Raw genomic sequence first — 23,133 nt, 5'->3', positions numbered from 1 at the left:
AATAATCAATGTATAATGCTACAAATTATTATACCTTTTTTATTTATCATGAATTACTTAAAACACTTATTGATTTTTATTATTCTATCTTTTTTATCAAATACGCTAGCTTATGCTGATTTCAGTGGTAAAGTTGTCAAAGTGATTGATGGAGACACAGTAGATATTTTGACGGTAAAAAAGCAAAAAATTCGTGTTCGATTACTTGATATTGATGCGCCAGAAAGAGGGCAAGCCTTTGGTAATGCATCACGAAGATATTTAGCCTCACTCATTGCGGGTAAAAATGTTTTTGTCAAAGAAAATAAAAAGGATATCTATAAAAGAACTTTAGGTACTATCTTTTTTAATAAGGTGAATATCAATGCCAAAATGGTAGAAAGTGGTTACGCTTGGGCTTATCGTTATAAAGGGGTTGCTGACAACAAGATAATGGTAAAATTAGAGGTAAGTGCAAAACAAACCCAAAAAGGGCTATGGAAAGATAAACATCCTATAGCTCCTTGGGATTTTCGTCATAATAAACGATAAATTATATTATTTTTTAAATAAATTTGCTTCAGCTTGTTGAAGAAAATCCATACCTCGCTTACAAGCTGGAGCTTGATTATCTGCAGACAGTGACGAAATTTGTTGTTTAGCCAGTTCAACGCTTTGTTTAATCATATCAGATTGTTGTTTAGGAATTGCTTTCATAAAACTGTCAAGTTTATCAAAATAGGTTTTACATGATTCAGTTAAATCCGCCATAGAAATTGAAGAAAAACCTAATAACACAATAAATAGTAATCTTTTCATTTTCTTTCCTTATATCATAAGTTTATTGCTAATATCATGAAAAATGATAATTAATACTAGAAATAGCCAGAATATGGTAAAGAATTTAAGGCGGGAAGTCTATATAAGAAAATACCCTATCAGTAACAATTTACCGATAGGGTAGCAAAACTAAAAAATAAAATATAAATCTTAGATGATGGTAACATCTGCTGCCGCAGGACCACGAGGGCTGTCTTGAATTGAGAATTCTACTTGTTGACCTTCGCCTAATGTTTTGAATCCATCACCAGAAATTGCTGAAAAATGTACAAATACATCTTTACTACCATCAGCAGGAGAAATAAAACCAAAACCTTTACTTTCGTTGAACCATTTAACTTGACCAGTTTTCTTAGACATAATAATCTTCCTATAAATAAATTAATCTTAGCCATTAAGGCTATATTCAAAAACATAAAACCTAGATTACTCACTAACACTAAGAAGAAGATACTGAAGAAAACTAATCTCTAAGACATCGTAAACTACAAACTACATATATCTAAATGTTACAAAATAAATCCGCATGTCGTATGCTTAGTTCTATTTACGCATAAAAAAATAACTAATGCAAGAAATCTTTTGAAAGATTTGTTAATAGTACTGAAATAGAACAATTCATAATTGTTAATTCAATTGCATAACATTATAAATTTATAACTTATTTTTTGGAATAACTGAATTTAACAGTGTTATCAGCTAACTTCGCAATAAATATCAACAAAAAAGAGAAAGTTGTCTAGCTACACGAATAACAGCATCAATTAAATATTCTGGTATAATCTCGGCTTCGTCAATATTAGTACGTACAATACTTTGTTATTTTATTATTAATTTAATTCAGCCAATGGCAAAAGAAAGATGTTTTATTTACGCTTTATCCTGCACATTTTCTATATTACACAAGTTCAATCATGATTTAGATTTAATCATATCTCTTGATTGACAATATCATCATAGTTATTTGATAAATTTTAATATTTTAAATATAACTAAATTTTATATTTATTTTTCTGCAAGCTCTTTAGATTTATTAATTGTTGCCTCTACAGCATCAATTACCGCTGATCTAAATCCTTTAGCTTCAAGCATTTGTACCCCTTCAATCGTAGTGCCCGCAGGTGAACAAACCATATCTTTTAATTCACCTGGATGTTTACCTGTTTCTAATAATAGTTTTGCCGAACCCAAAACTGCTTGTGCAGCAAATTTATAGGCTTGTTTTCTTGATAATCCGCCTTTAACTGCACCATCAGCTAAAGCTTCAATAAACATAAACACAAACGCTGGCGAAGATCCACTTGCGCCAATAACTGCATCGATTAAAGATTCAGGAACAATCTCAGTTTTGCCAATGCAATTTAATAATGTTTGTACTATTGACAACTCTTTATGGGTAATTTCAGAATTCGGTGTAATTGAGCACATAGCGGCATTGACAAGCGCTGGGGTATTTGGCATAACGCGAACAATTTTTTGCTCATAGCCCACACATTTTGCAATTGTCTTAATAGTGACACCAGCAGCAATTGAAATAACGATAGTATCCCTTTTTAATTCTTTTTGAATATCATTAAGCACATCAACAATCACATTAGGTTTAACCGCAACCAATACAATATCTGACTCACGAACAACATCTCTTGCTGAATCCAGATTATTAACTGAATAAGTTTGATTAAGCGCTTGACCTTTTTCTAAATGAGGATCATAAACATAAAGCTGTGTTCCTGATACAATATTACTGCCCAAAATGCCTTGCAAAATTGCCGTGCCCATGTTTCCTAAACCAATAAAACCAATTTTTTGTTCCATTTATTAATCACTTTTAGTATCTATACTTGTTGACAATTATAGAATATTTTTTGATCCAAAACCCAACTTTTACCAAAATAGTTTATTGTTAACTATATTCACAAGTATTTTTAGATCTAAAGTTCATTTTTGTTAGAACTTATGAGTAATAGTTGGGTATTTTATTTCTTATCGAAATAAACAAAATAAAGTTTTGGATAGTATTAATTGAAAATAATTTACATAACATATTATTGTTTAGCTCACAACAACCAGAATTCTAAGTGACTAGTTAGACAATAATTTACTACTTTTTTCTTGTCTAAATAGTCGTAATTAGATACATTTTAAATTATAACACTCAACTAAGGGCTAACGCATGCTACTCTAAAGTCTAAATCACCACCACCTCTATCGCCAACAATGCCTGTATTTGTATCTACAACATAATTAAAGATATCATTAAAATCGTGTTTGTAATGAAAATCTGTAGTCCAATAATACCCTCGAAAATCCCCCCAAGCAGACTCACCAACAAGAAAATATTCCCAATCGCTATCTTTATAATAGATTTTAGTCGTCCGTCCCCATTCACTAAATAGCCCCCCCATCCAATAACCATTCTTTTTATAACTGATTTTTCGCGAATAGAATTCTTCAACTATACCATTTTGCCAATTCACAAGACCACCTCGTCTGGCATTGGTCAAGTCATGTACTTTTGTTACGCGATATCCACCACCATTAAAAGTATTACAAAACGTTACAGCATTTTGATATCCACCTGCACCGCCTTTTTTAGCCACATACCAACGCTCTAGCTTAAAACTATATAACGGTTGATTATTTGTATCCCTCCAATAAAATGTTGAAGGTATAAAAGTCCCTGGATGTTCAAAATTAGGACCAGTTAAGGTAACTTTTACTAAACCAGTAGGATAAGTGTTTGCCGCATGCAATTTGAGAGTTACTCCCCCTTTAGAAATCGTATTACCATTAGTATTAACAAATTCTTCCGCTTTTATCCCTGCAACGCTCAGATAAAAAAACAGATTATGAGAACCTGTGGATGGAAAATTTGCCCCAGGGTTAACTGAATTATAAGCATAAAACCCCCTATGCTTATTCCACTCACCGTTCACAGCGTTGATAGAGGAAATTGCTCCGTCATAAGGGATTACACCTGAATGAAAATCAAATTCTAAATTCGGTTTTGCATAACAAAATTTTGGTCTATCAATTTTAGGATAAAGATAATAGGTATGCTTTCCACCCGTAAATTTACCACTTTGAGATGGTATACCATATTCAGTTTTAATGCTGATATCTCCGACTTCTAACGTTAATTTATAAGGAGCATCACACCCATTGAGTAAGCTATTAGCATTATGCTTCACATAATTAGTAATATCTTGACCTTCTATATTCTGCCATTTTATTTTTAATCTACTACTTCCGTTACCTTGAATAACATCGCCATCATCATCTTTCAAGTAGCCATGACTTTCAAGAACTTTATCAGTTGATACATGTGGATAGTTTATAAATGGTACAAATGTTTGTATATCTGTAAAAGTTGCATCTGAATTATCCAAAATTATTGGTTCTTCCATACTCGAACTATCTTCTGATGCATTAATAACCTTATTCCCAGGCAATGTAATTGATAACAATGGAATAACTGAATTTGCGTGCGTCACTCCATCATCAAATGTTAAATATGGTGCACTGCCATGAATCTCTCTCATTGTCATTGCTGAAAGCCCAGCTATTGCATTGCTTGATGTAATTAAGCTCAATAATACAACTATTGTTCGACAAATACAGCGCTTAACACTCAAATTTAACAAAATTATAGACAAAGTCTGGTTATGTACCTGATTATTTAAAAAGGGAATAGAAAGCTTAAAAATTGACGATGTCTGTGAAATTAATTTAGTAAATTGTTCAAAAGTATATCTTTTTTGTTTGTTTGTTTGTTTGTTTCTTCATTATAGCATTACCCATCCTATTTTACTTTGTTTCCTCTAAATTCCGTGAATTTTCTAAAGTGGAATTAGTTCAATAGCAATTAATAACTTGTTAATCAATTGTTCTAACTTATTTTGTTTTAAAAACTTTACTTTTAGAGCCTGAAATACAATTGTGTGGTAACTAACAAAACAACGTTGTAAATTATAAATGAAAAAACATATCGTTTTAATGTAAATCTTCTTTTTTTTTGTTAAAATTTGTAAAGATATCTTATTTTCTACTCTGAGCTATACAGTTAAACACATAAAATTGGTTTACAATCAAACAGGATTTCAATTGAATGAATTACTGATCTACCATAATTTGCATGCCATACTGCTGCCCAGTCTGCATAAGCGAGAAGATCTGCTTCGTTTTGCCTTCATTGATCAAATTACTAACTGCTGGAGTATTAATCAATACTTCAAATAAAGCTTTACGTCCGTTATTATCTGGAACTAATTTTTGACTTATAACAGCTCTTAGACTTGTTGATAATTGCGTGCGAATAAAACCTCGTGAACTATCTTCAAATACGTCAATAATACGATTAATGGTCTGAATAGCAGAGTGAGTATGCAAAGTGGCAAAAACTAAATGACCTGTTTCAGCAGCTGTTAATGCTGCTTGGATTGAGTGTTGATTGCGTAGTTCACCTAGCAATATGATATCGGGATCTTGTCGTAAAAGGCTATCGATAGCACTTTCAAAATTTGCCACCTCGCATTGCTGAATTAATGATTTATCATTTTGGTAAATATATTCAATTGGATCTTCTAAAGTAATAATATGCTTAGCGACAGTCGAATTTATATATTGAATTAATGATGCTAAAGTCGTCGATTTACCACTTCCTGTTGTACCTGTTATAAGAATAATCCCTGAGTCAATTGTAGCAAGCTTTCTAAAAATAGCAGGCGCATTAATTTGTGATAAGGTCGGAATACGATGATTAATAACACGAAATACTGCTGAAATGCCGCGCTGTTGATAGAAAATATTTACCCTAAATCTTCCTATTTCTGCCAATTGATAAGCAAAATCAAGTTGTCCACTTTGTTTAAAGGTATCAATTTGTGATTGTTCCAGTAAATTAAATAATTCTATTTCGAGTTGTAATGGCGATAATTTTTCTTCAGACAAAAAATGTAATTGCCCATTCACTCGAATGCATGGTGCTGTGCCACTTGAAAGGTGCAAATCTGACGCATTTTGCGTTACACTAAGAGCCAAAATTGAGTTTAACATTAAATTTTACCTACTAATTACCAATTGGGAATTAACATGAATACAATACAAGACAATTTAATTGTTATTAAAAAAGAAATTGAGAAAATTGCATTAAAGTGCGAACGCAATCCCAATACAATAGAACTTATTGCAGTCAGTAAAACCAAATCTGTACAACAAATCACCGAAGCAATAAATGCGGGTCAATCCGCTTTTGGTGAAAACTATGTGCAAGAAGGCGTAGAAAAGATTCAATATTTCAAACAAATCATGCCAAATAATGCACTTACATGGCATTTTATTGGTCCGTTACAATCCAATAAAAGCAAATTAGTCGCTGAACACTTTGACTGGATGCACACCATTGATCGATTTAAAATCGCACAGCGTTTAAACGATCAGCGCCCTGCTAATATGAACAAACTCAATGTTTTAATTCAAGTTAATATTAGTCAAGAAGCCAGTAAATCGGGGGTTGCTTCTGAAAATGTTGCAGATTTGGTACAACACATTATTACGCTACCAAATTTAAATTTACGTGGTTTAATGGCTATTCCTGAAATAGAAAATGATTTTAATAAACAATTAGATACTTTCAAGCAAATGCAACAACTTCTGCAATCATTACAGGCGGATTACCCATTTATGGATACATTATCTATGGGGATGAGTGGCGATATGCAAGCTGCGATTATTGCTGGTAGTACTATGGTTCGCATAGGAACGGCAATCTTTGGAGCAAGGCAATATTTGTGATATATTGCCAAAAGAGTTTATATTAAGGAGTCTTAAATGACATCACTTTATTTTCTGGGAAAAACTATTTTAACGCTATGTCTATATATCTTAATTTTGCGTTTATGGATGCAAACTGCACGTGTAAATTTTTATAATCCATTTACCCAATTTATTGTCAAAATAACTCAACCTATTATTGGCCCATTACGTAAAGTTATTCCTTCGATTAAGCGTATGGATACCACTACATGGGTTCTTTTGTACTTTGTTGCTGTTATGAAGATCGTTTTTATTTACTATTATGGCATGATGAATAAACCAATTTGGTCTTATGAATACCTTTTATATGCTATTGCCGCCATAGTGCATGCATTTGGATATTTATTATTTTGGTTATTACTATTTCGAGCTATTTCGAGTTGGGTAAGTCGAGGACAATCGGGTGCAGATGAATTGCTTGCTCAGTTAACAGAACCTCTTATATCGCCAATCCGTCGCATAGTCCCCCCTATAGGTATGATTGATATCTCATTTATGATTTTCGTATTTATTTTGATGTTTTTAAATATGTTTGCTATCGATATTGTTGGCTATTTATGGCTTATACTTTAAGTTCAAATAACAGAGAGAAAACTTTTTTAGGTTGTTGAGAAAGAGCTCGCTTTTTAGCGAGTTTTTTATCTAATAGATAAGTGCAAAATAATCAAAGGTATTGCCAATACTGAAAAATACATTCAATAAACATAAAAAAGAGAACAAACCTTTCCACAAAATCATTTTGTTCTTAACATTGTAAATACCACTGATTTTGAGTTTATTTGCGAACTAGCAAGCCAATCGCTTTAAATCCAACTGTTACGCCCCAATTGCCTACCTAATAAAAAGCAGTCTTATTTTAATAAAACAGTCAGTTAAATCATTTATTTTATTAAATTTTTCACTTAAATGCTTTTATAAAATATCCTTGGTAGCACTATGTTAGATTTAAATAATAGCGAAACTTATCAACAATCTGAGAAAACAATAGCTCTCTTTTTAAATAATATGATCTTCCCAACAAATTACATCTTTTTCATAAACAATGCGATTTTTAACGGATATTTTCAGCTTATGCATAAGTTTCTTATTTCCCGTAATTAGTGGGTGCCAATGAGGCAGTTGCCCTGTTTCAGAAAAATAACGATAAGTACAAGTTGGTGGTAACCATTCAATGATAAACAGATTTTCACGTGTTAGCTTAATACAATCGGGTTCATATTTAAAACGATTATGATAATGTTTGCATTGACAAGTCTTAGAATCAAGTAAATTACAAGCCACATTGGTATACAAGATTTCGTCGGTATCTTCGTCCATTAACTTATTAAGACAACATTGGCCACAGCCATCACAAAGCTGTTCCCATTCATCATCGCTCATTTGATCTAATGTTTTAGATTCCCAAAATGGTTCAATCATACTTTAAAATCATCTTCTTTTAACATCTGCAAGAAAAAACCATCTGTCTTTATTTTTTCTTCAATTTCATCCGAAGTACCGACCACAAAACGCCGTTTACCATCAAGTAATACTTTCATCACAAATACCGGCGAACCAAAAATAGAAAGTATTTTTTCTGGAATACTTGAAAAGTCATTTTCATGTTCCATATACAAATAGCAATTTTCTTTTTTAGTACTTCGATAAATATAACACCACATCATAAAATAAAACCTTATCAATAAACCTTACTTAAGACTGTTTTGCAAATAAACACCTGCACCCAATAGCCCTGGATCTTCATGAGTTATCACATAAACAGGAATTTTTTTAACTAAATAAGACATGCGACCTTTATGTTCAAATGCCTCTCTAAATGGTGATGATTTAAAAAATTCGATAAAACGTGGCACAATCCCCCCAGCAATATAAACACCACCTTGGGTATTGAGTGTTAAAGCCAAATTACCGCCAAATCGTCCCATAAAAGTACAAAAATACGTTAGAGTTTGCAAACAGAGCGGGCAACTTTTTGACAAGGCATTTTTAACAATAATGTCTGGCGTAAGTGCTTCTATAGGTTGTTCATTAATTTGCAATAGCGCTTGATAAATATTAACAATACCATTTCCTGATAGGAAACGTTCGGTCGAAACTCGTCCAAACTTTTTTCTTAGCTGATCTAAAATACGATCTTCATCTTCACTGGTCATCGGCAATTCGGTATGACCGCCCTCTCCAGATAAACTAATCCAATGCTGCTTAATTTTTATTAAATGAGACACGCCTAACCCTGTACCTGCACCATAAATTGCAATAGGGTAATTTAGGTTAGGTTCGTCACCACCAATTTTGATTAAATCTTCTTTTGATAAAAGAGGTATCGACATTGACACTGCTGTAAAATCATTAATCACCTCAAGTTTTATAAGATTCAATGCTTGAATTAATTCAGAACGCGAAAATGACAAATCATTATTAGTCATATTGATCACATCCTCATCATCAATCGGGCAAGCAATTGCAATACAAGCCATCTCAACGGTTACTGATTGGGATGCTAAATAGTCTTTAATTAATGTTAATAATATATCATTTTTTGAGATAAGAATTTTAGTGATTGCAGATAACTCGTTAGTTGCTAAATCATACAACGCAAAACGAGCATTGGTACCACCAATATCTGTGACTAGTGCATATTGACTCATGTTGTTCCCTTTTATGATAAATTAATTATTTTAATACTAAGCTTTTTATTCATCATACTGAAAGCGTAATAGGTAATATTATCAACTATTTATAATAATTTAACTAATTTACCTTAATTGATATTGCTTATATGAGGCTCCGCTAAACCGAGTTAGCGGATAAATTTTTAAATAACCAAAATCTACAACCACTTTTTAAGTTTAAAATAAATATAAGGCGCAACACCCGCTAGTAACATTAATAGTAATGAAAACGGATAACCGTACTCCCATTTTAATTCAGGCATAAATTCAAAGTTCATACCATATGCAGAAGCAACCACTGTTGGTGGTAAAAACACAACCGACACAACCGAGAAAATTTTAATAATTCGACTTTGTTCAATATTAATGAAGCTGGTTGCAGCTTGCATTAAGAAGTTTACTTTTTGAAATAATGATTCATTATGTGGAACAAGTGACTCAATATCGCGAATCACTTCACGAGCTTGTTCGAGTTGATCTACTGGCATTTTTGCTCGACGAACTAAATAGTTAACTGCTCGTTGACTATCCATTAAACAAAGCCGTACTTTCCACGCGGTATCTTCAAGCTCAGCTAATGAGGTGATCGCTTCATCATAATGTTCTTGCGCAGAGCGATCCATAATAATTAAACTTAACTCTTCTAATTCACTATAAATATTTTCGATTTGATCGGCTAATTGTTCTACTTTAACTTCAAACAAATCAAGTAATACTTCATAGGGATTTCCATCGTTCATGCTTTGATAACGAGAACGCATGCGATACAAACGAAAGGCTGGAAGATCACGCTCACGCAAAGTAAATAGACGGCCATTGTGCACAGTAAATGCAACTGTTGAGTTACCTGCTCGGTCTTCCGCATCTGCATAAAAAAAGAAAGAGTGAACATGTAATCCTTCGTTGTCCTCAAAAAAACGCGCTGACGCCTCAATATCATCTAACTCGATACTCGTTGCTAAGTTTTGTCCTAAATGTGTTAAAACAAAATCACGATCTGCTTCTTCTGGTTCAATCAAATCAACCCAAGTCGCATTATTTATATCGCTTTCATTAATTTTTACTAATTGTTTGTTTTTTAATCCAAACGCATTAATCATAAGGTCTCCAGTAGAGGGAATGTTTAGAACAATACATCAACAAATATCTGGCATTATACTCGTTAAAGTAACAAATTCCTATGGTTAGACCAATCTTTCTCTATCTTTACATAATGGGAGCAATATTCCATTAATTGAATTAAATTCGCTGATATTACTATAGTCTCATGTTACAATACCTAGCTTAAATACTTATGCAATTTTTAGGAGTTAACAATGGCCAATCGAGGAATAAATAAAGTCATTTTAGTTGGTAACTTAGGACAAGATCCAGAAGTTCGTTACATGTCTAATGGTAATGCAGTTGCTAATTTAAGTGTCGCAACATCAGAATCATGGAAAGATAAGCAAACTGGTGAAACCCGCGATCGTACTGAATGGCATCGCGTTGTTGTTTTCGGTAAATTAGCTGAAATTGCTGGCGAATACTTAAAAAAAGGTTCACAAATTTATCTTGAAGGGCAATTACAAACTCGAAAATGGCAAGATCAGTCAGGACAAGATCGTTATACTACAGAAGTGGTGATCAATCCAATTGGTGGTACCTTACAGATTTTAAGCTCAAGAAATAGTGGCGAAAGTTTCAATGATGGCTCACAAAATTGGGGACAAAGCGCAAATAATTTTTCATCTGCACCAGCTGCTCAATCTCGCCCGACAACACCAAGTGCACCAGCAACACCAACACAACCAGCCACGACTCCCGAACCTCCAATGGATTTTGATGACGATATTCCATTCTAGAGTTTACCAGAGAACGATTCTGTAAAGGATATTAAAAAGGTCCTTATTTAAGGGCTTTTTTATTTTTATTGCTAGTTTATTTATGTAAAGAACTAATTGGCAAAAATTCGCTTGTAGTGTACCTTGTTAAAAAGGTAAATAATTAGGGTATGTAATTAATACCAATTACGAAACAACAACGCTAACATATTCTATATTCCTATTAACCATTAGAATAATATAATTATTTTATGGTTAACCCCATATCTCAGCTTGTTTCAATTACCAGATTATTTATAAAATCTGTTAATTTACCTAAATCTCCTAGTATTTTTACACCTATTCCTACTTCGCTGCCATTTTTCGTAGGCTTTTTTCGTCTATTTTGTATCTACCTATTTTTTACTCATTCGCTTAGTTCAAAAATAGGCAAATATATAAATTTATTTACAGCGTCATTTTTCTCGTTGCTTAACAAGGTCAATAAGCTTGTCTAGGCTAATCAGAGCATTCATCACATTATTTTGACATACACTTTCATCATCTTGATATGTATCTTCTCTTGTAACCCATATTAGCCAAGCTTTAACTGCTAAATATTCGTCAACGGTTAATGTTGCCCAGCGTTCAAAGTCATAACTATTAGACAGTATTTCTTCAAAATCCATAATCCAAAATACGATTCTATCTATAAAATCTTTAATCCTTGCTTTTTGCTCCTCTATAGCTCTTGCTTTAACTAAAGTTTCAGCTCTAGTTATAGCTCTTGCTTTAGCTCTAGTTCTAGCTAAAACTATATCTATAGCTTTAGCCTCAGCTTCAGCTTCAGCTCTAGCTATAGCTTCAGCTTCAGCTATAGCTATATCTATAGCTTTAGCTGAAGTGATGAGTAACCCAGGTAAATAATAAGCATATGCTGATGGCGTAAATGCATATAAAGCATCCACATAGTCTACGTATATATCAAAAGTGATATCTTGCCAATTCTTACCCAAAAATTGTTTTAGCGCTATTTCATCATCAGGCATTATTATTTTGGTATATTCAAAGCTTAATTCCCACATATCTTTCGGACGCTCTCGCCAAGAAAATGCATCCGCTATTTTATTGAATAATATTTCTTCATATATAGCATCATATTTTTCCTGTTCAGGCGCTATTACCTTTTTTACCATAGAAATCCCTCTTTTAATTGCTAATAAATGTTATAGTTTTTTATTTCTTGATTTATCGGTGATAGCTATACTCAACCTCATTTCCTAATGCCTTGGTTTCTTTAATAAGATTATTATTTTTGTCATATTCAAACGTGTATTGGTTATCATTTGCATCGGTGACTTGTGCTGTATTGCCTCATAAATATGACATATACTGTATTTCATAACCTAAAGCATCTATAGATACTTGTCCAAACGTATTATGGTTATATGTCTCAGCAAAGGTAGGCAGGTACTGAATAAGCTAAATTAGTCTAATTAACTTTAAAAACGCTGGTAATTATAATAAATTGAGTGGTCCAAATATTTTCTCTAGCTTAATATAAAAATTATTAATGATATCTTCTTCCGATTCATTATAATTAATTAAACAACGATTAAAATTATTATCTAGAGTAAATAGATTTTTATCGATATTTATAAAATTTTCATCATAACGAGCTAACATTCTATAGCAATCTTTTCTATAAATAATTCCTTTAAATCCGTTATTTCCTTTATAGACTTCTAATTTATATTCTGCGTAATCATCTTTGGTATCAACTTTGTAAATTATTGTTTTTATTAATTCATATTGTTTTAGTTCTGCCATTGAGTTTTCCCATTATTTATTAGTACTCTTAATTCTATTTTATATCAATTTATATAGATACTTGTCCAAAGATATTATGGTTATCTATCTTAGCAAAGCTAGGCTGGTACTGAATAAGCTACATTAGTTTAATTAATTTTAAGAATAATGATAATTATAACAAATTGAGTGGCCCAAATATTTTCTCTAACCTAATATAAAAATTATTAATGATATCTTCTTCCGACTTGTTGTAACAAAAATAAAAATCTTCAATAAATAAAGATACATCGCTATTTACAAATCTTTTAACATCATAACGACGTTTCAATCTATATGAGTCTAACCGATAACCAATACCTCTAAAATCTTTGTCTCCTTTATAGATTTCTAATTTAAATTCTTCGTAATGCTCATCTTTACTTAATTCATAAATGATCGTTTTTATTAATTCATATTTTTTTATCTTTGCCATTTTAATTTTTTCCAGTGTTTATTTGAATATTACAAGATACTAAGCAACACGACTCAACTTTTCTTTAACCTATATCAATTTATATAGTAATTATAATTAATTGAGAGAGTTAAAATTTTTCTCTAATTCATTATAAAAAATATTAATGATATCTTCTTCTGATTCATTATAATTAATTAAATTAAGATTGAAATTATTATCTGGACTAAACATAAATTCATCGCACTTTACAATACCTCCTTTATAATTAGCTCGCATTCGATAGAGCTCCTTTCTATAGACGATGCCTTTAAATACGTTTTCTCTTCTATATATTTCTAATCGATATTCTATGGAACCTTCATCAGTATCTACCTCATATATCATCGTTTTTATTAATTTATCTTGTTTTATTTTAGCCAATTCAAATTTTTCTACTTTTGTCATTTAATTTCTCCATTATTTACAATCACGCGTAAGATTTTCTTAATTCTTATCAACTGATACAGTAATCTCCCTTTATTTCTGTGCGAAATATAGAGAGATCGATTTAACTAAAAATAACAATTCTTTGATTGATTATAATTAACATACTCATACTGAAAAAATAAGCATACCTTAATTTTTCGCTCATGATAAATTTATAATCTATAGAATTATCACCCTTCTAATCTTCTAATTTATATTCGTTTTAATTATTATCTTACTTATTGTGTAAGTTAATTATTTTTTCCAACATTTAGTACAATAACAATGCCTTGGATAAGCATCTCTAGGAGTCAATGCTTTTGCTTTATTTTTTGCTGCATTACAAGCCTCATACTGAGAACTTCCTCTATGAGCCCCTCGTACTCTTCCAGGAGTTTTACCATCTAATTTATGATCAATCGCTTGAAGATCACACTTTGCTTCACAAAACCACTTGCCCTTACCTTCAATCTTATCTTTGCTTTTCTTGGTAGTGGTAGATATAGAAGCTGATGGACAGAAAGCATGACCATTATTTGATGAATCATAGTTATATTCCTCTAACAATTTAATGTTATTTAATACTCCATAAGCTATAGCGCCTCCCACAACTGCAACACATTGTGGGTTTGCCATACATGCCCTTATGCCAACAAAGAGAAGGGCTACTGGATTTTTCCCTAAGGGATCTCGATATAAAAGCGGATTGCCACCAACATAACTAAAGGTATTTACTCCACCATTTAAGCCTATCGGATCGCTTTGGATATAACGCCCTATTTTAGGATTATAATCCCTAAAATAATTATAAGAAAGCCCCGTTTCTTTATCATAATATTGCCCCGGAAAACGTAAATTTAAGGTAATTTGGTTATTAGGATCTAATACCGCATTACCAAAGGCATCACTGTGCATTTTCCATGTTTGTTGGCCTTGATTGTTAATGGCCAGTTGGGGGGTACCTAAATGATCCGTAATCAGATAATGGTAAGACGCAGTTTGTAGTGTCTGGTTAGCAGCGGTTAAACTTGCCTGCCACAGTGGACTGGTTCCCCATTCGGTATCAGGTACCCAACCATATAGGCAACAGTCATCTGACCGCGATGGTCTAATTCAGCAATCAGACCTTCATTGGTATAAATAAAATAGGTGATATCACCATTAATGGTTTTACTAATACGACGACCAAAAGGATCATATTGATAAGTCACCAGTTCAGTAGTTTCGTCGTTAACGCTGATAAGGCGCTCTGCTGCATTATAGTGATAGCTTAATTTTTTATCTGCACTAACTTCAGTGGCTAACTGACTATTAGGGGTATAGGACAAGGTGGTTTGACTAGTGCCTTCGCCCCATTTGATTAGCTGATTAAATTTATTGTATTTCCACTCGCCTAATTGTTGCGCGCTACCGATGCGATTACCAATAGCATCGTAGCTATAAGACTCTACAGTGAGTCCATTTTTTTGTAGTTCAATATTAGGTTTAGCAAGAATAAGCCGGTCTAATAAGTCATATTGGTAATTATTTTCCCCGTTTTCTGTTGCGATTCGGGTTATATTACCTACCTTATCATAGCTATATTGGCGATTTAATAATGTTTTGCGATTCGCCGTTAACCCTATCAGTAAGGGGCGCTGTAATGAATCATACTGCTTAGTTTGCGTTGCATTAGGATAAGTCACTTTAGATGGCATAAACCAGCGGTAATCACTCCAGTTAATCACCTCGCCATTAGCCAGTGTTGCCTGTTTTAGCTGATTTTTATCATATCCATAGGTTACTTTTGTATTATCTGGATAGCTGATGGAAGCTAAATTACCCTCTTTATCATAAGCGTACTGCAAAGTCTTAGTAATACTATCTGCACCTGTGCCATAGGTAATCGTTTCTTGAATTACTCGACCAAGTTTATCGCGCTGATAAACAAAGTGGGAATAGGTATCACCAGTTTGTAGTACATCAATTAATTGATTAGCCTGATTATAGCTATAAGCGACAACCTGACTTGGGGTTGATTGGTCTTTTTCAATATAGCTTTGTTTTACCAGATTTCCTGCCGCATCGTATTGGTATTGAATATGGTTGCCATTCGTTTGTCTTTGCTCGATTAATTGATTTGCTTGGTTATAGCTATACTCAACCTCATTCCCTAATGACTTGGTTTCTTTAATAAGATTATTATTTTTATCATATTCAAACGTATATTGGTTATCATTTGCATCGGTGACTTGCGTTATATTGCCTAATAAATCTGACAGATAACGGGTTTCATGATTCAAAGCATCTATAGATTTTACTATTTCCCCTAGGGCATTATATTCTGTTTGTGAAACCCGATTCGCTGCATCAATGACACTGGTCATTAAGCCTAATTGATCATAAATACGATGAGTGGTTAATGTAGTATTCGTATCTAGTTGCTGATTAATCTCAGTGACTTTATCTAAAGCATTATAGTTATATGTCTCAGTAAAGGTTGGATAAACAACTTTCGCTAATAAACCTGCTAAATTAGAACCTTTTTCACCATATTCATAAGTTAAGATATTCCCTGCAACATCAACTTTCTGTATGAGTTTATCATCGGTGTTATACGCTTGTTGAGTGACTAATCCCGTTGGACTAATGGTTTTGATTAGGCGATATAAGTTATCATACTGGTAAGTGGTGGTTTGATTGAGTGCATCAACAACTTTTGTTTCATAGCCGTTCTGATTAAAACTGTAACTATATTGAGTTTTATTACCCAACGCATCGACAACTTTGATTAATCGCCCCATTTCATCATTTGATAAAGATACACTATGATTAAGTGGATCAATAGATTCCGTAAGATAACCCGCTAAATTATAGTTAAACTGCCATAGTTGTTGTAGTGGGTTTTTTACTGTTTTTACTTGTCCCTGAATATTATGAGTGTATTGTGATTGATAGCCATTACCATCAGTATATGTTGCTATATTGCCATAGCGGTCATAAGTTTGTTGCAAATTAATCGCTTTATCACCACCACTAATAGTCGCGACAATTTGTTGACCATAATTGTCATAATTAAAGCTTATAATACGTTGTTCGGGTTTACCTGCCGCATATACAACTTTAATAGGGCGATTAAAAGCATCGTACTGAAAGCTAATTACATCGCCTTTAGTATTTGTGATTTTTATTGGATTATTGGCTTTATTGTATTCATAAAGCTCTGTGGCGCCATTAGGATAAGTGATTTTTATTGGATAGTCGGATTGATTATATTGCGTGGTTGTTGTTAGCCCTCGCTGATTAGTATACTTAACAGAATGATTAGCTTTGTCGCGTTGATAGGATTCAGTAATACTATCATTTACTGTTTTAGTAATAACACGACCTTTGGCATCAAATACGGTAACTGTTTTTTTGCCTATTGGATCATTAACAGTAATAGTATATTGCTTATTAACGCGATTATATTGGCTATTAAAAATTGTTACCGCACCGGTTTTGTTAGTGATTTTACCTACTTGGGCTAATTTTGTATCGCGATTATCAGAACCTGTTGTAACAACTGTTTTTTTTGAAATAACCCCACCTTCTTTACCACTTATCATAGCGGTTTTCGGTGCAGGAGTTGATACGGTATAATCAATTTTAGTTACACCACCATCTGGCTCAGTTTTTTGGTTTAGTTGTCCATTTGCATCGTACCCATAATGCCATACATAACCAAGAACATCTGTGACCTTTACCAGTTTATTTCCTGACCATTCATAACTTACAACTCGCCCCTCACGATCACTGACTTTGATAAGACGTTCCTGATTATCATAAGCAAAACTATATACCTGTTCATCAAAATGATCTTTAATAGCAATGCAACGACCTTCTTTATCTAATGTAAAACTAACTTTTACATTATTAGCATCACCATATTCTAAAATGCGTCCTTTATCATCAAAATTAATCCAATTTCCTTGTTGATCGAACCAATGCCACCCACTATCTGTTTTCTTAATAGATACGTGTTCGTAGGTGTATAATTGTTCCTCACCAGTACGTTGATACATGGTACCAGCACGATCAATGGTTTTCACACTATTATCTAACGGATCAAGAATAAAGCGTAAATTAGCCCAAGCTGGATTTATATACCAACGACCATTAACCCAAGTTCGATTAAGTTTAACTTCACCACCAAGTACTTTGACCCGTAGGTCAATCGTACTTTCAGTATATTCGGTATTTGGTAATTTAACACTGGCGTCACTTATACCAGATATTTTTTGTATATCACCATTATAAAGTTGTGCACACGCTATTTTAGGTAATGAGACAATCATTATTGTAATCACCATAAAGATTGCTATATACCTGTTTATATTTTTAATTATCATGTTGCGATCCTTTGTGTTATTTGACACTTTAATTTTCATTTTTAAATTACCTAGCACCGCTTGCCGTACCGGCACTCGCACAATTAGCTTCTGGAGCACAACCAGGGGCTATTGGCATGGCAAAAGGAGAGCCTAAAGTACCACCAAAATGAATACCTTTACTCCAGTCCCAATTAAAATCTGCTAATGAACATTGCCCTACATATTGATAAAAATAACCACCGCTATTACCTTTAGATATATCACCATTAGCGCATATACTTTCATGTAGCTCTAAATAAGGAGCTAAATAACAGCTACTAACCGCATTTTTACTTTTAAATAACATTGTTTCAATCGTTGCTTCTGGTTTAACGCTTTGAGCTTGGTTCGAATCAAGAGCTGTGACTCGATAAGCAATAACTCTTTTTTCCTTAGGCAAGAGACTATTAGGTATTTCTCCAAAAAATTCATACTTAAATTTATTATCAGTTTTAGGTAAATTTAATACCACATTTTTAGCCTCTATCAGACCATAGTTAGTAATAGTGAGCTCACCCACTTTTTCCTCACCAATTTGTAAACCCGCTAAATTAATAGACATAGGTTCTATCAAAACAACAGGTGCTGGTACTAAAGTATTGAAAGTTGCATTTAACTCAATATCATAAATATCTTTAATTGCTGTTTCTGTTGTACCAAATTCAATATTGATGTTTTGGTACTCTAAAAAAATATGTTCATTAATAGTAGTATTAGGGCGAATAACAATGCGACCTGATACATCCGTATGGTTTGGTGCACTCACACGATAGCGATAAACTCCTGTAGGGATATTTTCTAATAAGGCGATCCCCTGTTCATTAGAGATAATGCTATATTGTTGAGTAAGCACAGCTTCATTTTGCAATTTAATCGTCGCACCTTTTACGCCTGCAATAGGATTACCTTGTTTATCCAATGTTGCAGTATAGATATCAGCGATATCAAATTGTGCAATGCCCAGACCGCTTTGCGTCACTGAAATACTGACGGGAATTGATCCTAATATATTGTTATTCTGTGCTATTTTAAGATTAAAACGATAAACACCATCATTTACCTTGTTATCTGGTTGAGCAATAATTTGTAAAGGCAGTTGTTCATCAACAGCAATTGATTCAATTGTTTTATCAGTAGCAATAAATATCCAGTTTGGCGCTGGATTACCACTTTCATCAAGAAGTTCAATTTGAACATTTTCTGCTTTAGCCAATCCTTTATTGCCTAAATGAATATTGGCACTTACCATTGTTCCCTGCTGTAGACCCGTTTGAATATAATTTGGAATAGCATAAAGGGTTGGCATTGCTTGTCCTAACTGATAATCAATTTTCAATTTACCTCGTATTAAATCATTTGATTCATCAGCTAAAGCGACAAGATAAATACTTCCCGTTTCGGTTGCTGTATCATCAGCAATGAAATTAATCATGGTTAATTCAGTTTCACCATTATTTATATCAATTGGTTCAGATTTTATTTGTATCCCTTTTGGCAAAATACCATCCGGCTGATTATCTGCAGTTAATACCCAACGTAAATTTTTAGCAGTAATATTCGCTTTAGCTACCATATTTATAGGCATTACAATGTTACGTACCGCTTTTAGATGATAATTTTGGTAATTAAAGGCGATACGATTAATTTCAAAACTAGCTTGTGAAGTTATAGTTAGTTCATCTGGATGAACAATGGCTACTTGGTATATACCTGCATCATTTTCTTGAGGCATAAAAGTATAAGAGAAATTTCCTTTATCATCAGTTGCAATGGCAATCTTCCGCTCAAAGCCATTAATTTTTAATACCAACTTAACTGGTGCATTAGCAACAACAGTATTATCCTTCCGATAAATCGCCTGCCCTGTAATTGTAATAGGTTGTAGTCCATAGCTAACTTTTGGATTGATATTGGTAACTTTCCCTGTATAAGCTGTCGGTGGTGGGGCAGGAGGTTCCATTTTAACCATTACCTCACGTTCAATTGTAGCAACTTTACCACTCGAATTAATCGCTTTAACGGTTAATTTATGTTTACCATTATTTTGTTGTGTTAATGGCCAATGAACTTGATAAGGAGATTTGGTCAAAGTTGAAAATAATTGGTCATCAAGGTAAACTTCGACTTTATCAATTCCTAATTCATCTGTTGCAGATATCTGGATATCCATAGGAGCAAAAATCGCTTGATTATCTGCTGGTGTTATAATTGTTGCCTTTGGTGTCGGTAGTTTAAAACTAACTGAAACAGGTTTACTGTGTTCACTTATACCAAAATCACTATTAAGTACCGCCGTTAATTGATAATTCCCCTCTTCCTTAAGATCAACAACTTTATAAAAATAACCATTTTGATCAACTTTAACAGGATCATTAACCATTATCCCATTCAAATATAGCTGTACTTTTCCAATTTCATCAGCTTTACCTTGAACCTCTAAATTTGATATTTTAACCGTTGAATTAGAGACTGGTTGAATTAATATTGGCGCTGTAATACCAATAGCTAAAGGCTCTGTATAACCTGATTCATTACCAGCTTTATCAGTTACATTTAAACGTGCATATAATATTTCATTATCTTTAACTGGTAAATTCGGAATTTGGTAGCTATTTGCATCAATTTGGATATCTTGATCAATGAGCGGTGTATCAAAACTTGGGTTAGTTGCTATTTGTAAATGTCCCGATTTAACACCACTTAAATTATCATAAGTTGTAAAAATTACTTTCACTGTATCACTATTAATACGATTAAATTGTTTGAGCTTAACCACTGGTTTAATCGTGTCGATAGTCACTAAAGTTGAAAGAGGAGACCACATTTCCCATGTTCTACCATTATTAATACTTCCTCTGATAAGAGCTCGATAAGATTGACCATTTTGCAAACCATTAACAAATGTAAATTGCCCTATATCACCGACTACTTCGCTATAAACTGTATTACCAGATGGATCTTGAATATCAATTTCATAACTATTGAGTGTACTAATTTTTTGCCATGACCAACTCGGCGCTTGATGGCTATAACGGTTAACTGGTATTGGTGCATCTAACGTTAATTCTGATATGTCAAAAAAATTATAAGGTGCATTTTGATCAACAATATACTTACTAAAATCACTATTTGGTGTAAATAAAATGGCTTGTTCTGATTTAACAACATCTGCAGTATTACAACCTATTTGTGCATAATTTGATGCGCCTTGGATACCGATTGTAGCACTGCTACCTTTGCTACGTTCGCCTATCAAATAACGATATTGATACTTAATTTGATTAGAGTTTTCATAAAGAATAGCCTGAAATGTTCCCATTGGAAGATTAGTACCAAAGTAATACTGGTTAGTCCATTGAACAATTAACCTCCTATTAGGTGCCTCTCCCTGAGTTTCATACTGAATAGTCCCTGTTGGCTGACCTGAAACATCGGTTCTTAAATCATCCCAAAACACATACAGTGTATTATTATAAGAACGAAGACAAGTATTAATGTAGGAGGTAGTTGGGTTAGTAAATTGAATCAAACCATTAGTTGTGACATAAAATTGATCAAAATTGCTACCATAATAGTTAAAGCTAAATCCTATTGGGAAAGGACCTGCATATCTATCGTCACCATATAATCCAGTATTTGTAGCAGCATAACTAGAATGATAAACGAATACAGACAAAGCAAAGAAAAGGATTACATATTTATTTTTTTGTTTTATCGATCGTCTTTTTGAGGGCCTTATATTTAATTTTAAAGATAGACTTTTCCATCGTTTATAAACTTTCATTTTTTGCTCCATTAGAGTTAAAAATTCTTATTAAATTATATCGTTATCCTGCAAGGCTTAGACAAACTCTTGCCTGCGTTATTAACCAAGTTTGCCTGTTGCTTCACATAGTGTTGATAACTAGCTAAACCGCCTTCTAACCAAACAACTTCGCTTGACTCAGGAATCGTTAATGTGCGTTTTAATAATTGGGTGATATGCTCATTAGGGGGTATTAATACATATTGTATAAAGGTATCATTGTTAATAATTTTATTTTTTAAAAAATGTTTTATAGCTAGATGAGATTCTTCTGATAAATTAAAATTTCTAATAGGTTTTTCAGGTAATGTATCAATATCTTGTGGCATTAAACCAATTGTAATGATCTGCCAGTTAATAGTTTTGCTGCCTAATAGAAATTCTTCAGGGGTTATTATATTTGATAACTGTAAATTTTGTTTTTTTAGCTTTGACCACGTCCTAATCCCCCCTAATAAAGCAAAAAGATGCTTATAACCTTTTTGCCTTAGAGTATTGATTGTTCGATTAATCGTTTGTTGTTCAAAACCTGTTCCAACTAATACTACTGTTTTATCATAAAGAAAATCCTTTTTTTCTAAATGATTAAGCGGGATAGTTAAAATACCTAATTGATTATGTGAGTTAAATAAGTTCGATCTAACATCTATCCATACTACATCATCTGATAAATTACTCGCCTGTTCAATGGTTAACCAAAACGTCTTATCTAATGATTCTTTATGTTGGTTAATAGGCCAATGAGTAAAAAGATCTCTATAATTTTGGACATCTTCTTGACAATCATTAATTTCATTTGCAGAAATCTGACAACAAAAAGACAACACAATACAAGAAAATAATAATCTACATAGCAAATTAGAATAAAAAACAGACATTTTTAAACTTCTTTTCAAATTATTTAAATAAGTTTTAATACAATTAATTTTTATTTATTAGGGCGTGTTGATCTTTCGTGATTATTTTTTAGACGGCATGATGTGAGTTATAATAATTCTGCAAAAAACAACCATAACTCGATTCATCATGCCAAGAACAATGCTAACAGATAAACGGTGGGAAAAGCTACTACAAATAATGAGAAATACCGGCCGAGTTT

At 32.9% G+C, this 23,133-nt stretch carries 21 protein-coding genes; 4 read left to right on the top strand and 17 right to left on the bottom strand.

Features of this window, described 5'->3' with window-relative positions; all coding sequences use genetic code 11:
- The first annotated feature begins 48 nt into the window (after positions 1 to 48).
- Entirely contained in the window at positions 49 to 531 is a 483-nt protein-coding gene (locus tag ACYIAL_RS05980; RefSeq protein ID WP_483751205.1) for a thermonuclease family protein, read from the top strand.
- A 6-nt stretch (positions 532 to 537) separates the two neighbouring features.
- On the opposite strand, the gene ACYIAL_RS05975 is transcribed toward ACYIAL_RS05980, so the two are convergent.
- The 5 genes from ACYIAL_RS05975 to ACYIAL_RS05955 all read right to left on the bottom strand — a co-directional run bounded on the left by ACYIAL_RS05975 (position 538) and on the right by ACYIAL_RS05955 (position 5,874).
- Entirely contained in the window at positions 538 to 798 is a 261-nt protein-coding gene (locus tag ACYIAL_RS05975; protein ID WP_174797245.1) for a DUF5339 family protein, read from the bottom strand.
- 171 nt (positions 799 to 969) lie between these two features.
- The gene (gene cspE, locus ACYIAL_RS05970) at positions 970 to 1,179 is read right to left on the bottom strand and encodes a transcription antiterminator/RNA stability regulator CspE (protein WP_034909833.1); all 210 of its coding nucleotides are present in this window, start codon (positions 1,177 to 1,179) and stop codon (positions 970 to 972) included.
- Between the two features lie 645 nt (positions 1,180 to 1,824).
- The gene (gene proC / locus ACYIAL_RS05965) at positions 1,825 to 2,634 is read right to left on the bottom strand and encodes a pyrroline-5-carboxylate reductase (protein ID WP_174797246.1); all 810 of its coding nucleotides are present in this window, start codon (positions 2,632 to 2,634) and stop codon (positions 1,825 to 1,827) included.
- Positions 2,635 to 2,978: 344 nt separating this feature from the next.
- Positions 2,979 to 4,412, bottom strand: coding sequence for a hypothetical protein (locus ACYIAL_RS05960; RefSeq protein WP_483751204.1), 1,434 nt, complete (start codon positions 4,410 to 4,412; stop codon positions 2,979 to 2,981).
- A gap of 520 nt (positions 4,413 to 4,932) precedes the next feature.
- Positions 4,933 to 5,874 carry a type IV pilus twitching motility protein PilT gene (locus ACYIAL_RS05955; RefSeq protein ID WP_483751203.1) on the bottom strand — a complete coding sequence of 314 codons (942 nt, stop codon included), beginning with the start codon at positions 5,872 to 5,874 and terminating at the stop codon, positions 4,933 to 4,935.
- Between the two features lie 36 nt (positions 5,875 to 5,910).
- Between ACYIAL_RS05955 and ACYIAL_RS05950 the strand changes: the two genes are divergently transcribed.
- Both ACYIAL_RS05950 and ACYIAL_RS05945 read left to right on the top strand, forming a co-directional pair.
- Positions 5,911 to 6,612, top strand: a complete 702-nt coding sequence (locus tag ACYIAL_RS05950) for a YggS family pyridoxal phosphate-dependent enzyme (RefSeq protein WP_483751202.1) — start codon at positions 5,911 to 5,913, stop codon at positions 6,610 to 6,612.
- A 36-nt stretch (positions 6,613 to 6,648) separates the two neighbouring features.
- A complete protein-coding gene (locus tag ACYIAL_RS05945; protein ID WP_483751201.1) occupies positions 6,649 to 7,206 on the top strand; it encodes a YggT family protein in 558 nt (185 codons plus the stop codon).
- 423 nt (positions 7,207 to 7,629) lie between these two features.
- Here ACYIAL_RS05945 and ACYIAL_RS05940 read toward each other — a convergent pair whose 3' ends face one another.
- The 4 genes from ACYIAL_RS05940 to corA form a co-directional block, all read right to left on the bottom strand.
- A complete protein-coding gene (locus ACYIAL_RS05940; protein ID WP_483748461.1) occupies positions 7,630 to 8,052 on the bottom strand; it encodes a YcgN family cysteine cluster protein in 423 nt (140 codons plus the stop codon).
- Complete coding sequence (locus ACYIAL_RS05935; RefSeq protein ID WP_081303153.1) at positions 8,049 to 8,297, bottom strand: YcgL domain-containing protein; 249 nt, start codon at positions 8,295 to 8,297, stop codon at positions 8,049 to 8,051. The genes ACYIAL_RS05940 and ACYIAL_RS05935 overlap by 4 nt, the downstream gene beginning before the upstream one ends.
- Before the next feature lie 24 nt (positions 8,298 to 8,321).
- Positions 8,322 to 9,281, bottom strand: coding sequence for a glucokinase (locus ACYIAL_RS05930; protein WP_174797251.1), 960 nt, complete (start codon positions 9,279 to 9,281; stop codon positions 8,322 to 8,324).
- Positions 9,282 to 9,463: 182 nt separating this feature from the next.
- Positions 9,464 to 10,405 carry a magnesium/cobalt transporter CorA gene (gene corA, locus ACYIAL_RS05925; protein WP_483751200.1) on the bottom strand — a complete coding sequence of 314 codons (942 nt, stop codon included), beginning with the start codon at positions 10,403 to 10,405 and terminating at the stop codon, positions 9,464 to 9,466.
- 216 nt (positions 10,406 to 10,621) lie between these two features.
- Between corA and ACYIAL_RS05920 the strand changes: the two genes are divergently transcribed.
- A complete protein-coding gene (locus ACYIAL_RS05920; protein ID WP_483751199.1) occupies positions 10,622 to 11,149 on the top strand; it encodes a single-stranded DNA-binding protein in 528 nt (175 codons plus the stop codon).
- A gap of 434 nt (positions 11,150 to 11,583) precedes the next feature.
- Here ACYIAL_RS05920 and ACYIAL_RS05915 read toward each other — a convergent pair whose 3' ends face one another.
- The 8 genes from ACYIAL_RS05915 to ACYIAL_RS05880 form a co-directional block, all read right to left on the bottom strand.
- Positions 11,584 to 12,303: a hypothetical protein gene (locus ACYIAL_RS05915; RefSeq protein WP_483751198.1), complete on the bottom strand. Its 720-nt coding sequence runs from the start codon at positions 12,301 to 12,303 to the stop codon at positions 11,584 to 11,586.
- Between the two features lie 322 nt (positions 12,304 to 12,625).
- Positions 12,626 to 12,937 (bottom strand): hypothetical protein, encoded by a 312-nt coding sequence (locus ACYIAL_RS05910; protein WP_483751197.1) that lies wholly within the window; start codon positions 12,935 to 12,937, stop codon positions 12,626 to 12,628.
- A 154-nt stretch (positions 12,938 to 13,091) separates the two neighbouring features.
- Complete coding sequence (locus ACYIAL_RS05905) at positions 13,092 to 13,391, bottom strand: hypothetical protein (RefSeq protein WP_483751196.1); 300 nt, start codon at positions 13,389 to 13,391, stop codon at positions 13,092 to 13,094.
- Positions 13,392 to 13,487: 96 nt separating this feature from the next.
- Positions 13,488 to 13,817: a hypothetical protein gene (locus ACYIAL_RS05900; RefSeq protein ID WP_174797266.1), complete on the bottom strand. Its 330-nt coding sequence runs from the start codon at positions 13,815 to 13,817 to the stop codon at positions 13,488 to 13,490.
- Positions 13,818 to 14,093: 276 nt separating this feature from the next.
- Positions 14,094 to 14,783, bottom strand: a complete 690-nt coding sequence (locus tag ACYIAL_RS05895; RefSeq protein WP_483751228.1) for an RHS repeat domain-containing protein — start codon at positions 14,781 to 14,783, stop codon at positions 14,094 to 14,096.
- A 77-nt stretch (positions 14,784 to 14,860) separates the two neighbouring features.
- Positions 14,861 to 18,169 carry a hypothetical protein gene (locus tag ACYIAL_RS05890; RefSeq protein ID WP_483751195.1) on the bottom strand — a complete coding sequence of 1,103 codons (3,309 nt, stop codon included), beginning with the start codon at positions 18,167 to 18,169 and terminating at the stop codon, positions 14,861 to 14,863.
- Between the two features lie 85 nt (positions 18,170 to 18,254).
- The gene (locus ACYIAL_RS05885; RefSeq protein ID WP_483751194.1) at positions 18,255 to 22,013 is read right to left on the bottom strand and encodes an Ig-like domain-containing protein; all 3,759 of its coding nucleotides are present in this window, start codon (positions 22,011 to 22,013) and stop codon (positions 18,255 to 18,257) included.
- 35 nt (positions 22,014 to 22,048) lie between these two features.
- Complete coding sequence (locus ACYIAL_RS05880; RefSeq protein ID WP_483751193.1) at positions 22,049 to 22,912, bottom strand: rhodanese-like domain-containing protein; 864 nt, start codon at positions 22,910 to 22,912, stop codon at positions 22,049 to 22,051.
- Between the last annotated feature and the right edge of the window lie 221 nt (positions 22,913 to 23,133).

It is taken from the genome of Gilliamella sp. X-57, assembly GCF_057063565.1.
Note: the sequence above shows the minus strand (reverse complement) of the source record. Positions and strands in the feature narration are given on the sequence as shown.